Genomic DNA, 13458 nt, shown 5'->3' with positions numbered 1-13458 from the left:
TTTTTCGTGCGGCCGGCAGTAGGAAAGCGCGAGCAAGGCGTAGCCGGTGACGAGATTGGCGTCGCCTTCCAGCCAGCGGGCATTGGAGTTGGTCCACGAACCGTCTTCGTGCTGGCGCTTGGCCAACTCGGCCGCCAGCTCCGCACGCCAATTGTGCTTCGTGCCGTCGGCTGCCACAAGCTGGTCCTGGCCGAGAGCGTCGAGCGCCTTGGCGAAGGTGTGGTAGTAGTAATAGAGGCCGGCGTCGCCCATGCCGGGGTTCGTGTCCAGCGAATAGTTCTTTTGCACCCATTCGACCGCAGCACGGACACGCGCATCGTCCGCTCCGACTCCGGCGAAGATCATGCTCTTCAGCCCGGCGTAGGTCATCGAGCCGTAACTGCGCAGGCCGCCGTTGTCGAGCTTGCCGGCAAAGCTCTCGCCGCCCGCCGCCACGGTGTAATAAAAACCGCCGTCGGGGTTCTTGGCCGCAAAGGGCGTCGTGTTGTGCTCGGTCTCCAGGTTCTGGCATCGCGAGACGAAGATCAGCGCCTTCTTCATGGCCTCGTCGTCGGGTCCGTTGCCGGCGGCCTTCAGGGCATCGATGAAGAAACCCGTATTTGACAGGTCGGGCCGTTTCTTGCCGCCGTATCCGGCGCCCCCGTAGTTGAAGCTCGATTCGTCCTGGCCTTCGGCTTCGTCCCATTGCAGACCCGTGACGAAGCGTTCGGCGTTCTTCAGCAGCTTGTCGTAGCGGCCGTCGCGGTTGGCCTCTCCGAAGACGAGCATGGCCAGGCAGGTCTCGTAGTTCTGGTGCGCGCTGCCGCTGTGATAGATGCCGCCGTCGTCCTGCACGAAGCCTTCCACGTATTTCAGCGCCTTGGCCACCATCGGGTCTTTCGCCGAGAGGCCGCTGCGCAGCAACGCGGTCGTGACGAGCGCCGTGACGGCGGGACCCGCTTGCCGGCTGAACGAGCCGTCTTCGGCCTGACCCTTCTGACGCAGATAGTCGATCGCCTTGCCCACCGCCCGCTGTCGGGCCTGGTCGCCGTCGTCCTTTTTGCCATCGGCGGCACGGACTGTGGAGGTCGAAATGATCGAGGCGGTGAAACAGACGACCGTTATCTTAAGGCGAAGCGACGGCATGACAGTCTCCCAAGCAAAAACGTGGCCCTTTTCACGACACGTCAGGCTGGAAAGCCTGACCTACGCATAATCTTAGCTTGTCGGGCCGTTTCCGGCATCCCCTGGTCCCGCGTCAGGCAAGCTGATCTTGGGCCAAAAGCGCCGGTCGCGATAGAATTGCGGCCGCAGTCCATCCAAGAAACCCAAAGCGGTTATGTCACTAAGTCGAAGCCCCGCGGCCCTGCTGGTGGCCATCGTCGGCCTGGCGATTGCCTTGCGCGCGCCGAACCTCATCGACCGCGATCTTTGGGGCGACGAGTTGATCCAATACCAAATCTCGTCGGCGCCGTCGTTGCCCGAAGTCTTCTCGCGGCTGCGTTTGCTCGACCGCAATCCGCCCGGTTACGCACTGCTGGCCCACGCGGCGCTCTGCCTGCACCACAGCGACGCCATGCTGCGTTTTCCCGCGGTGGCGGGCGGCGTCGGGGCCGTGGTGCTGGCGTGGTATGTGGGCAAGCTGTGGCTCGGCCTGCGGGGCGCGGTGCTGCTTGCGGCCCTGAATGCGGTCGCACCCAGCTATGTCTTTTATTCGTGCGAATCGCGTCCCTACAGCCTAGGGATTGCGGCGCTGCTTTGCTTTCTTCTCAGTCTCGGCAGGTTCCGGCGGCGTGCGACGCCGGGCCACGCGGCATTTCTGGCCACCAGCGCCACGGCGGCCATCTCGGTGCAATACGCCAACATCATCGTCGTCGCCATTGTCTTGACCGTCAGCGCGGCGTTCTCGCTCGCCACCGGACGACTCACGCTCCGCGGCGCCGCTCTGGGCGGCGCGGTAGCCGCGACCACCGCCCTGGCCGCGGCGCTGAATATCTTTGCATTCATGTGCCCGCAAATCGCCACGCATGGCACAGGCAACTCCGATTTTCTGGCGCGCTATTTCTTCGAGCTCGGCTCCTATGCCTCGCTCAAGACATTCTTAACGACCAATCTTAGCGGTTTCGTAGGGCACACCACTTTCAGCGAATATATGGGCCACTTAAGTCCGGCCTGGCACAAGGTGTCACTGATCGGCTTTTTGCCGCTGGCGGGCGTGCTTGCCGCCGCCCTCCGCCGCGGGACACAAGCCAAGTTGATCGCCGCCCTTTCTCTGTCGACGTTCCTTGTGTTTCTTTTGCTGGCCGGCGTCGGTGCTCACCCCTTCGGAGCGGTCCGGCATACCTTGCCGCTGACGCCGCTGCTGTTTTTGCTCTATGCGACCGGTATGGTGCTGTTGCGGCGGCATGTTGTCTCACGCGCGGCCGGCAGGCTGGCGTTCGCCTTGTTGGTCCTTCAAATGGTGACCGCCGATGTCGAACTTGTGCCGGGCTACATGCGCTTCGATTATCGGATGATGCAGGCCCACATCGCCGGCAAGCGCCGGCCGCGGGAGTGGGTGGTGGTCACGGGACCGCTCGCTTCGCCGGGGCTGAAGCACCTTTCCGGTTCCGATCGCTGGGACCAGGTTCCTTGGTTCTATGTGCCTCACTCGCCGCGGACGCCCCACGAAGCGGCTGAGATTCGAGGATTATTAAAGGAAGCCTTCAAAAACTCGTCCGGCATCTGGTTTGTCGAAGACCTGGCCCCGGCGACCGACCTGCGAGAGTTCGGCGCCGATTGCGACGAGACGTGTACGCTGTCGGGAGTCGTCGTCAGTCATTGGAAGCAGCATGTCGACCGTCGCTAACACACACGAGCTTCTCGCCGGCTGGGGAAACTGCCCGGTCGAGCCTTGTCACGTGGTCCGCCCCGACACGCTGGGCCAATTGCGAGAGTTGGTGGCCGCGGGCAGGCAGCCGAGCTACATCGCCCGTGGCTGCGGACGCGCGTATGGCGACGCGGCCCTGAATCGCGACCGCGGCGTGGCCTGCACGGCCGCCCTCAATGAAATCGTCTCCTTCGACCCGCAAACCGGCACGATCGACTGTCAAGGCGGCGTCTCGTTGGAGCAGATCATCGACCGCTCGTTGCCGCACGGCTGGTTTCTGCCCACCACGCCGGGCACGCGCTTCGTGAGCGTGGGCGGAGCCGTCGCGGCCGACGTTCACGGCAAGAACCACCACCTCGACGGTTCTTTCGGCAACTTCGTGACCGACCTCGGCTTGCTCCTCGCTTGCGGCGAAATCGTCCGTTGCTCGCCTACCGCCAACGCCGATCTGTTCTGGGCGACGGTGGGCGGAATGGGCCTGACCGGCATCGTCGTGCGCACACGACTGCGACTCGTCAGAACCAACTCGGCCTGGTGCGAGGTGGAATACCGCCGCACGGCCGATCTCGACGAAACACTCGACGCCTTCGCGACCGCCCGGCAATATCGTTACTCGGTGGCCTGGCTCGACTGCCTCGCTCCGCGTCACTCCCTGGGCCGCGGCGTGGTGATGTTGGCCGACGACGCTCCGCCCGATCGGCTGCCGCCCAAGCTGCAACGTTGCCCGCTCGAACTGCGAACGCGCAAGACGCGAAACGTGCCGTGCTTCCTGCCGAATGGGCTGCTGAACCGGCACACGGCCCGCGCGTTCAATTCGCTCTATTACGCCCGGCACGGCAATGGCCGGCGGTTGGTCGATTACGACCGGTTCTTTTATCCGCTGGACGGGGTGCGTCACTGGAACCGGATTTACGGCCGGCGCGGATTCGTGCAGTATCAGGCGCTGCTTCCGCCCGACACCTCGCGCCGCGGCCTGATCGAGCTATTGGAAACGGTGGCCGATTCGGGAGCGGCGGCGTTTTTGGCCGTGCTCAAGCCGAGCGGTCCGGCGACGCCGGGCATGTTGTCGTTTCTCTATCCTGGCACGACGATCGCGCTCGATCTACCCAACACCGGCGAGCCTCTGCGGAGGCTGGGCGGCAAGCTCGACGAGCTTTTGCTCCGTCATGGCGGCCGCGTCTACCTGGCCAAAGACGCGCTTACCGGGCGAGAAGCGTTTGCGGCCATGTACCCGCGGCTGGCCGAGTTTCGCGCGATCAAGGCCCGCATCGATCCGCACGGTCGCTTCTCATCGTCGCTGGCCCGGCGGTTGGGCCTGTCCGCGCCGGGCGACGCGTGATTATCATAGGGTCGGTTAAGCTCTTCGCGGCATGCCGCCTGCAAAGCGAGGCAGAGATCGTTTAATCGCGAGCTATCAGGACCGTTCTAATGATACACACCGATGATCCGCGTAGGAACGGTGGCGCCACGTCACGGCGGTCTTTCCTTGGCGCGTCGGCCGCGGCCACGGGCATCGTGGCGGCCGGGCGCTGGTTGACCGCCGGCAGCACTCAAGCTGCCGAGCGGCCCGCGGCTAAAAACAACGCGGCACCGCACACAGCCCATCCGCTCGATCCACTCACGGCCGAAGAGATCGAACGGGCCGTGGCCGCCGTCCGCCAACCAAAGTCGCTCGGTGAATCCTGGCGGTTCGTCAGCGTGGCTTTAGACGAGCCGGTCCGATCGCTCGATCGAGAATCTATTTGTTCCCGCCGCCGGCAATTTGTTCAATGCATTCTTGGGCGCGCGATGCCCCATATAAACTGGAATGGTGGTTGGTCCAAAGCGGCAAATCGGGTGCGGCCGTCAAAGGTTGCCAACGACCGACCGACAACCTACAACACCCGATCGTGCGCCCAGGGATAACGCCGGCCTGTCAACAACTCCTTGTAGGGCGAGGCAATCGACACGTGGATCGATTCGGGCTTGAAGTTCGTGTTCACCAGTTCCAACAGCGGCACGATGTCGGCGTCGGCATAGCCGATGCCGCGGACCTCGAAAAAGTCGTGGTTCACGTCGAACACCTGCAAGCGGTCGGTCCAGACGCGCACCATGCGCAACGTGCGCAACTCGCTGCGCGTCCGCTTGAGAAACTCCAGTGCTTCATCCAAGCGGCCGGGCAGATAGTCGAATTCCGCCTGCGGTCGTGCTTGCGACTCATTCATTCGGCTTGTTGTCGGCCGGCTCGCCCTTCGGAAACGGATCGTCCTCGAGCTTCGGCGGCGCTCGACGCTCGTTGCTGGCCGCGGCGCCCGACGAGGCCTTTGACAGCGCTCGGCTGAGTGAGTTGCCCAGTCCGCGGAGCAACTTGCCGCCGGCACCCTTGGGCCTGGCTGGCGCGGCCGAAGCCGCTTCCTCGTCGGCGACAGTCTCGTCGTTGGCCGCGGCATCTTCGTCGGGCGTCTCGACGGTCTTCTCGGCAGGCGTGTCTTCGACCGTCATCTCCTCTTTCTCTTCCGCGGGCATCTCCTCGGAGACCACTCCCTGTCCAGCAGGCGACGCCGGCTCTGCCTTCTCATCGACCGGCGGGGCCGACGGCGTCCCAGAATTCGCGGGCGGCTGAAAGGCTGGCGCGGGGCCGGGCGGCGGGTTCGATTGGCCGCAGCCCAACAACAGGGCTGCCAAAAGCGCCACTACGCATGACGGTCGGTCCATCGCTTTCGCTCCTTAAAATGGTTCCAGTGTTACAGCCGGGCAAACTCGCGCATGAAATCGCGCAGCTTCTCTACGCCTGCCATCGGCATGGCATTATAAATCGACGCCCGAATCCCGCCCACCGAACGGTGCCCCTTCAATTCCACCAACCCCCGCGCCTTGGCCTGCTTGACGAACTCGTCTTGCGTGGCATCGTCGGGCAAGCGAAAGGTGACATTCATCAGCGACCGGGCGTTCGGCTGGGCATGCCCGCGATAAAAACCGCGGCTCCCGTCGATCACGTCGTACAGCAGCCCGGCTTTGCGGCGATTGATTTCCAGCATGGCCGCCAGCCCGCCCACGTCGTCAAGCAGCCACCGCGTGACGAGCATCACGAGATAAATCGCGAACACCGGCGGCGTGTTGATGAGCGATTTCTCTTTGACGAACGACCGATAATCGAGCATGGTCGGCAGCCCCTCGTCGATCTGGGCCAACACGTCGTCGCGCAGGATGACGATGGTCACGCCTGCCGGCCCGGCGTTCTTTTGAGCGCACGCATAGATCAAGCCATAGCGCGACATGTCGAGCGGCCGGCAGAGAAAATCGGACGACAGATCGGCCACCAACGGCACGCCGCCCGCGTCGAGATCGCTTTGAAACTGCACGCCCTGGATCGTCTCGTTCGACGTGAGGTGGACGTAGCGCGCCCGCGGGTCGAGTTCCAACTCGCCGTGCTGCGGCAGGCGGTCGAAGTTGTGGGGCTTGCTGTTGTAGGCGGCGCGAGCGGTCCCCTCGCGGGCGGCTTCCTGCATGGCCATTTGCCCCCAGCTTCCGGTGACGACATAGTCGGCGCTGCGGCCGGTGCCCCGCAACAGGTTCATGGCCACCAGCGAAAACTGCAACCGCGATCCGCCCTGCATGAAGACGATGCGGTAATGATCGGGAATGGCCAGCAAGCGGCGCAGGTTGGCCTCGGTCTCGTCGAGCACCCCTTGGAACCACGGCGAGCGGTGGCTGATCTCCAGCGGCGAGATGCCGATTTGCGGCAGCGCCACCAGGTTCCGCTGCGCCTCTTCGAGCACCTTCAGCGGCAGCACGGCCGGACCCGGCGAAAAGTTATAAACGCGCTCAGTCATCACGAAGTTTGGTTGTGGGCGAAGAAGTCTGCATAGTCGGGTAAACCGTTGATGATAAGCTTGCCGCGTTCGAACCGCTAGGATGGGCCCGGTTGGGTAGTGGTGATACCATTTGGCGAGACGTAAAGAGAGTTTCTGTAGAGAACGGACTCCGTGCCGTTCCGCGAACTGCGAATCGACCGTATTTCCGGCTCCTCGGAACGGCACGGAGTCCGTTCCCTACAGAGCAGCTAACTCGTGTGACGCGCGCCGCTATTCGTGGCGCATAACCCCGCGACGGCGCAACCGGTCGCGCAACTGCCGCAGCCGGGGCGCCCGCTTGCGGGCCCGGCCGCCTCCTCAGTGCCGCAGCCGGGACCGCAGCCCTGCTTGAGCACGTCGGCGAACGTGCCGATCTGGGCCTCGGCGTCGTAGGCCGCAGCCAGCTCCGACGTCACGGCCTGAAGTTCCGGCGGCTGAGGTCCCAGAAAATAGAAGACCAGCGTTTGCCCGTCAAACAAGTGTTCTACCTCGAGCAGCACCGTGTCGAAGCGAAGCTCTTGCAGGCGGCGGCGGCAAGCGTCGTAAGCCGCCTGCCGCTTGCGGCCGAGCCGAGCGTCGAGCAGTTCATCTTCCAGCGTCATGCCCCGCAGGAGGGAGCCGTCGGCCTGGGCGTCGCTCTCGACGCCCGGCGGTGCGAGCACGTGGCCCACTTCCAGCCCGCGCGCGGTGCGCACGATCACCCGCGAGCCGCGCGGGAAACGCGTGGCATCGACGGAGGCAAATCGGCCGACGTTGCTCAGCGCGCCGACACGGACCAAATGAAAGCGGGCCATGATTCATCCATTCTGCTCCGCTGGCCGATTCGTGCCAAGACGAAATGTATTCCAGGAGTGTTTCTGTCGTGGACTCGTTGCGAGCAGGAGTTTTAAGACGGTTGTGAACCGGACCGCTCGCGGACCCATCATTTCCAGCGTTCCTCGATCGTAGGTCATTCTCACGTGCCCGTTGGCCTCGATGTCGCCCAGTGCCACGTAAGTATCCCACGGCACGCCGTGCAAAATGAATCGCCGCTCGCTTGCTAGTTGCTGTACGGTCGCCATTGGTGGTCCTTCCAAAAACGAGCTCGACCGGGGCTTTCGCGCGTTGTGCCCAGCCGCTACCAGTGTAAGCGGCCAGCGAGCTGTTGAGCAATGTTTCGCCTTGAGCCGGCAGCGAAATCGGCGGCCAAAACGCCGCAGGGTGTGAAAGGGCATTTACTCGTTCTATTGGCCGCGGTCGCGGCTCGGCGTTCAGCGGCCCGACCGGGCCGTGTACTTGAGGTCGTCGAGATAAATCCGCACGATCTGCCCGCCGATGTTCGAGGTGAACAGCCCGAAGCGATCGAAGCTGGCGGTTTGGGCCTTCATGCCTTTCTTCAAAACGGGTCGTCGAGCGACAATCTCCCTACGCGATCGGCATGGTAGCCGTATTTGCCCGAACGCCAGAAAGTGCCGCCGACCTCTCCCACGGCTCCGCCGGCGTAGTGCGTGGGGCTGAAGCCGAAGTCATGGGCGCCGGGGGCGTCTTTCGCCTGGTAGGTCGCGCGGTTGCCGGAGGCGTCCCACCTCGGATCTCGCGTGGAACCAGCGAAGAAACACGACTTTGGCATACTGAGGTGGCCATTCAAGGATTCTCATCTCCGAATTGCCTTTGGCGGCGAGAGCTTCGACTGTCGCTTGGCTTAGGGACTACCTTGACTCAATCATACGATGCGCGGACCGCCCCGATTATTGGCCGAACGATGACCGACTAACGCCCGATCACTCCGCGGGCCTTTCGATGAGCAACGCCACCTCGAACCGGCTGTAGGGGGCGTCGGCACGCACCACGCGCGCGGGCTTGATCCGCAGTTCGCTGATCACCTTGCGACCGTCGCGCACGCGGTACAAGAACAGGCCCGGATCGTCGTTCAACTCGCGCACAAAGCCGAACTTGCTCGCCAGCAGCGCCACCAGCCGCCGTGAGTCGCCGGTGGTGCCGAAAAAGGTGATCCGCCGCACGCGCTGCCGCTGGTTGAAGTAGTACGTGAGCGAGCCGGCCAGGTCGTCGGTGGCAGTGCCCGTAACCAAGGGCACACGATAACCCTGCATCTCGACCTCCGACAGCCCGGCCGAAACCCGCGGCCAATGTCCCAGAATCCACGACGTAGTCATGTCCCAGCGGAACACCTCGGCCAGATCATTTTGGGTCGGGGCTTTGTCGAGCAGTTCCGGTGACAGCGCGGGGGGCGGTCCGTCACTGGCGGGCGCCGATGTCATCGTGCCGCCGTAGGATGCGGTCGCCGCCGCGGGCCGTGCTTTTGCCGATCCAAACGACGCCGAGTAAAGGTACGGTAAGCCGACCGATCCCGCCAGCATCAACGCGAACCAAGTCCGGCTGAACATTGTGCAGAGTTCGTTGAGGGATAAGGGATGAGGGGTGAGGTACGGCTTCGCCACCAATCCCTCATCTTCGGCATCGGCTGCTTCGTGCGGTGAGTCGCCACGACGCCCGCCGTGCTGGCCGCGCCGCTACAACCGGCGCAGCTTACGGACCGCTCTCGTCGCCAGCCGGCCCATCGCCCGCGACAGTGGCGGCCGCGTACTCGTCAAAATCGACAAAGCGGCCGCGACGCTCTTGCGGGTCGATGCCGAGCGAGGCCAGCATGTGCTCGCAACGTTCGGGAGTATAGCTGCGGCGGAGTTGAGCGACGTAGCGGGTAAAGCGTTCGTCATCCAGAGCGTCGGCGAACTTCGGATAGCGACCGATCAGGTGCCCCGGGTTGTGGGCCAGGATTTCGCGTCGGCAGAGCGATGCCACGGTGTGGCGGCCGCGCTCGGCGGCGACCATGCCGGCCAGCAGCAACAGCTTGTCGCGGTCCCAGGGACGATTTCGGATCTTGGCGGCACGCGCCAGTTCCAGATACAGGATCACGGATTTGTCGGCGGCGGGCATGGCGTTATTCGGCCGGGGGCGAGTTGCTGGGCGGAGCAAGCTTCATGGCGATGTCGCCGATGCGAACCGTGCCCGCGCGAACAACCTTGGCATTGACGCCGCGGAAGTGCAGGTCTCTGCTCCAATTAACGAACTTCATGGCGTCGCGGCCGAAGCGGGCCATGAACTTGCGGCAGCCGGTGTGCGGCACGGCCGTCACTTCGACGACCGCGGAGCCGATGGCGAGACGGGTTCCGGGCGGCAGGTTCTCGGCACTCAGATCGAGATCGACATAAAGCTGATCGCCGGCCAGCGGCCAGCGCTCTTGGTCTTGCGCCAGCAGCGCGATGACGCGCGTGTTCATCAGCGTGAGCTGCATGTCGGGATGGGCCGAGCCATCGGCCGTGGCCGCACTCGCTTTTTCGCTCCAGTTATCACCGACGAGTCCCCGCACCGGGTCGAGTTGTGCCTCGGCCAGCACTTCGCGCTCGTTGACGCGCGGCCTGCGCACGATCATCACCAGCGGGCCTTCCCCCTTCGGCGATTGGCGGATGTGATTGAGTCCGGCCTCGAGCTCGGCCATAGTAAAGTGCTTCGCGGAATTCATCGGCTACAGCCTCAGCATGCGTCCGGCTTTGATGTCCTCGACAAAGCGCACAATCTCGTCGCCGCCACCCGGATAAACCGCGTCGCCCAAGTTGCGGAGCCGATCAAAGTCAATCTCGTTCTGGTTCCGCCGGACCATTTGCGCAAAATCGCTGGCATCGGAAAGTTTTTTTGGTATCTCGCGCATCCGCGATACCATCGCGGCGAACTTTGCGGCGAGGGCCAGCTCCAGGTTCGGCACATCGTGTGTCTTGCCGACACGGACGCAATTCTTGAAGGTCTCGCGATAGAGATCATTCGGACGCATCACGTCGATCACCGGTTCTTTGTTGGCCGGATCGAGAAAGCGCGTGACAACGGGGAATTCCTTGATCACTAGATCCGGCCAAACAGCATGGATTGCGCGCACCGCCTTGGAGAAGTGCCGTTTTTGCACCACCACGTCCACGTCGCGCGTGGCACGTGGCTCAGAGAGCCAGCCGCTGATGCCATGATGCCCCATCAGCACAAACTTGACGCCCGCCTCGTTCAAGACACGGATCAACTCTTTGGGTTCAACCTGCATGGCATCGGGCCTGTGCATCTCATATTGGGTGCGGGTTAAAAAGCGAACGCTTTCCAGCGCGGACCGATGGTCGATCGGCCCCGTTTTAACCGGGGGATCGTGGTCTTTCCAGACGCCCGACCCGCCGCGCGGCGGCACTGTCGCTAGCTTCTTTCCGGCCATTTTTTGAGTTTCCCGAAGCGCGTGAACTTCAACCATCCTATTCTACCTTTTAACGCGCGGCCGCCCAAAGATGTCGGGCGCTTTCAGGCGCCAGTACGAGGCGGCTCGCAAGAACTCGTCTCTCTTGCCGGCCCGCACTTTTTTGCCGATCAGATTCTCAGGCATAAAAAAGCAGGCAATGCGCCCGGTTTGCCGGGCGGAACGGAGTTGCCGCATTAAACTTCCCTCCGCCCGTGGCCGAAGAGTCTGGTGAGAGGCTTGATTTTGCCGCCGGTGCCGCCTAGGATTAGCGGCAGCAAGACTTCAAGCTGGGAATTCCGTATCCGTTGGGCAAACCTTGACGGCTGGCGTTTTATGTTCCTCAACCGGGCCATCGCTCCTGTGCGTTTTCTGAGCCTGCTGTGCCGCTGTCCGGAGTGACCGGACGCGTTCTTTTGCCTCTACGGCGCGTGCCCGCTCCCCCGGCGCCGCAACTCCACGGACCCCAGTCTAAAGAAGATTCGCCATGGCCTCCGACTTCCGACTCAAGGAACAGTTGCCTGAACTGACCCGCCGCATCGTCGAGACCTACTCACAGGTCGGCACGATCAACCACCTGGCCCATTGCCCGTTGCCGAACTATGAAGTGGTGATCGAGATCACCGAGGCGTTGAAGGAGATTCTCTACCCCGGCTATCGGCGTCGCGAGGGGCTGCACTTCGGCAACGTGCTGTATCACGTCGGCGATCTGATCGACGGCCTGCACGACAAGCTCACGGTGCAAATCGGCCGCGCCCTGCGGCACGAGGCCAACGGCTCGACCTGCCGCGAGGAAGACGTCGATTTTGAGGCGCTGGGGCAGGCCAAGGCCCTTCAGTTCCTGGAGCAGTTGCCCGAATTGCGGCACCTGCTGGCGCTCGACGCGCGGGCGGCCTACGAAGGCGACCCGGCCGTAAAATGCCCCGACGAAGTCGTCTTCTGCTATCCCGGCTTCGAGGCCGTCACGGTCTACCGCCTGGCGCATCTGTTGTGGGATTTGGAGGTGCCGCTGGTGCCGCGAATGATGACCGAATGGGCGCACAGCAAGACGGGCATCGACATCCATCCCGGCGCCCGCATCGGCCGGCACTTTTTCATCGACCACGGTACGGGCGTGGTCATCGGCGAGACGTGCCAGATCGGCGATCGCGTGAAGCTCTATCAGGGCGTGACGCTGGGTGCCTTGAGCTTCCCGACCGACGGCGACGGTCAGCTCGTGCGCGGCACCAAGCGGCATCCGACGATTGAAGACCGCGTGGTGATCTATGCCAATGCCACCGTGCTGGGCGGCAACACGGTGATCGGCCACGACAGCGTGATCGGCTCGAACGTCTGGCTGACGCGAAGCGTGGGGCCGCGCACGACCGTGGTGCTCGAAAAGCCCAAGCTCCGCATGCGGGCCGAGAGCGACGAGCTGCAGCCGGAAATGAATTACCAGATTTAACGGCCGCCAAAACTTCTGGCAAAGTGTGCGCTGCTGTTCCGTAATCGGCCGATGCCGGTTGAGCCGGCACCATTGCGCGATGCTCCGCATCGCACGGCTGAAACGGCTCTTGGCCGTTCTGCGCTTCACGGCCCAGTTCCCCTTCCACGACCGCGCCCAATAATACGGCTGGAAGAACGACCCCCAAAGGTTTTGAGGGAGCGACCGCCAACTAGAAACCAACGTCAGCGACCGGCGGGGCAAGCCCGCGGCATGGCCTCTGATTCACCTTTGAGGCAAGCTCATGCGGGCATGCGGGCGTTGCCGTCTTGGCGCTCTCTCGTCCACGCGCCACAATGGAAGGCAATCCTCGTGCCGGAGTCGCCATGGCCATCGTCGAAAGCCAACCCACCGCCTTAACCATCAACGATCTCGCGGAGCTCTTTGGAAATATGCCCGCTTGGCGCATCCGTAATGTGCCGGCGCCGGGCACGGCGACGGAAAACGACGTGGTCGATGTCGAAGAGCGCGAAGACCGGCTTTGCGAGCTCGTCGACGGCGTGTTGGTGGAGAAGACTGTGGGTTATGAAGAATCTTGCTTGACGGTTGACCTGATAACCCTGCTGAACAGCTTCGTGAAAGCTCACAAGCTCGGCAAAGTCTCGGGCCCCGATGGCATGATGCGGCTGTTTCCCGGTCTCGTGCGCATTCCGGACATTGCTTTCGCATCGTCGAAGAGATTTTCGCAGCGTCGTGGTTCGAGAAAGATGCCGCACCTTGTGCCCGATTTGGCCGTGGAGGTGCTGAGCGAAGACAACACACCCAAGGAAATGTCGCGAAAGCTGGACGACTATTTCGACGCGGGCGTGCGTCTGGTTTGGTTCGTCGATCCGCGAAAGCGCACCGTGGAGGCGTTCAGCGGCAAGAAGTCGTCGAAGGTGCTGGCTGAACCTGAAACCCTGACCGGGGGAAAGGTCTTGCCCGGCTTCTCCGTGCCGCTGGAAGAGTTGTTTGCCGACGTGGAGCGAGATCCTCCTCCGGCGCGAAAAAAGCGGTCGCGATAGGCTGGAAAGCCCGAAAGGGTTCAGGG

15 protein-coding genes are annotated in these 13458 nt (G+C 63.2%); 4 read left to right on the top strand and 11 right to left on the bottom strand.

Annotated features, from left to right (window positions below; genetic code table 11):
* Positions 1-1125: hypothetical protein (locus VNH11_14275; GenBank protein ID HVA47533.1), on the bottom strand; the 1125-nt coding region annotated here is incomplete at its 3' end.
* A gap of 193 nt (positions 1126-1318) precedes the next feature.
* On the opposite strand from VNH11_14275, the gene VNH11_14270 reads away from it, so the two are divergent.
* Together VNH11_14270 and VNH11_14265 are read left to right on the top strand one after the other, a co-directional pair.
* Positions 1319-2827, top strand: a complete 1509-nt coding sequence (locus tag VNH11_14270; protein HVA47532.1) for a glycosyltransferase family 39 protein — start codon at positions 1319-1321, stop codon at positions 2825-2827.
* Positions 2811-4187, top strand: a complete 1377-nt coding sequence (locus VNH11_14265) for an FAD-binding oxidoreductase (GenBank protein ID HVA47531.1) — start codon at positions 2811-2813, stop codon at positions 4185-4187. Before VNH11_14270 ends, VNH11_14265 begins: the two co-directional genes overlap by 17 nt.
* Before the next feature lie 535 nt (positions 4188-4722).
* Here VNH11_14265 and VNH11_14260 read toward each other — a convergent pair.
* From VNH11_14260 to VNH11_14215, 10 genes are all read right to left on the bottom strand, one after another.
* Positions 4723-5052 carry a hypothetical protein gene (locus VNH11_14260; GenBank protein HVA47530.1) on the bottom strand — a complete coding sequence of 110 codons (330 nt, stop codon included), beginning with the start codon at positions 5050-5052 and terminating at the stop codon, positions 4723-4725.
* Complete coding sequence (locus tag VNH11_14255; GenBank protein ID HVA47529.1) at positions 5045-5542, bottom strand: hypothetical protein; 498 nt, start codon at positions 5540-5542, stop codon at positions 5045-5047. Before VNH11_14255 ends, VNH11_14260 begins: the two co-directional genes overlap by 8 nt.
* A gap of 29 nt (positions 5543-5571) precedes the next feature.
* Positions 5572-6660 (bottom strand): 3-phosphoserine/phosphohydroxythreonine transaminase, encoded by a 1089-nt coding sequence (gene serC, locus VNH11_14250; GenBank protein ID HVA47528.1) that lies wholly within the window; start codon positions 6658-6660, stop codon positions 5572-5574.
* 230 nt (positions 6661-6890) lie between these two features.
* Positions 6891-7475 (bottom strand): PSP1 C-terminal domain-containing protein, encoded by a 585-nt coding sequence (locus tag VNH11_14245; protein ID HVA47527.1) that lies wholly within the window; start codon positions 7473-7475, stop codon positions 6891-6893.
* Positions 7476-7478: 3 nt separating this feature from the next.
* Positions 7479-7742 (bottom strand): hypothetical protein, encoded by a 264-nt coding sequence (locus VNH11_14240; GenBank protein ID HVA47526.1) that lies wholly within the window; start codon positions 7740-7742, stop codon positions 7479-7481.
* Positions 7743-8056: 314 nt separating this feature from the next.
* A complete protein-coding gene (locus VNH11_14235; GenBank protein HVA47525.1) occupies positions 8057-8290 on the bottom strand; it encodes a hypothetical protein in 234 nt (77 codons plus the stop codon).
* 151 nt (positions 8291-8441) lie between these two features.
* Entirely contained in the window at positions 8442-9065 is a 624-nt protein-coding gene (locus VNH11_14230) for a DUF6690 family protein (GenBank protein ID HVA47524.1), read from the bottom strand.
* A gap of 142 nt (positions 9066-9207) precedes the next feature.
* Positions 9208-9615 carry a hypothetical protein gene (locus VNH11_14225; protein HVA47523.1) on the bottom strand — a complete coding sequence of 136 codons (408 nt, stop codon included), beginning with the start codon at positions 9613-9615 and terminating at the stop codon, positions 9208-9210.
* 4 nt (positions 9616-9619) lie between these two features.
* Entirely contained in the window at positions 9620-10201 is a 582-nt protein-coding gene (locus VNH11_14220; protein ID HVA47522.1) for a hypothetical protein, read from the bottom strand.
* 3 nt (positions 10202-10204) lie between these two features.
* Positions 10205-10927 carry a hypothetical protein gene (locus VNH11_14215; protein HVA47521.1) on the bottom strand — a complete coding sequence of 241 codons (723 nt, stop codon included), beginning with the start codon at positions 10925-10927 and terminating at the stop codon, positions 10205-10207.
* Positions 10928-11432: 505 nt separating this feature from the next.
* Between VNH11_14215 and epsC the strand changes: the two genes are divergently transcribed.
* Positions 11433-12389 (top strand): serine O-acetyltransferase EpsC, encoded by a 957-nt coding sequence (gene epsC, locus VNH11_14210; GenBank protein HVA47520.1) that lies wholly within the window; start codon positions 11433-11435, stop codon positions 12387-12389.
* Between the two features lie 365 nt (positions 12390-12754).
* On the top strand, positions 12755-13432 hold the full coding sequence (locus VNH11_14205; GenBank protein ID HVA47519.1) for a Uma2 family endonuclease: 678 nt from the start codon (positions 12755-12757) through the stop codon (positions 13430-13432).
* Positions 13433-13458 lie beyond the last annotated feature (26 nt).

The organism is Pirellulales bacterium (genome assembly GCA_035533075.1).
GTDB lineage: Bacteria > Planctomycetota > Planctomycetia > Pirellulales > JAICIG01 > DASSFG01.
This window is presented reverse-complemented; position numbering and strand designations above follow the sequence as displayed.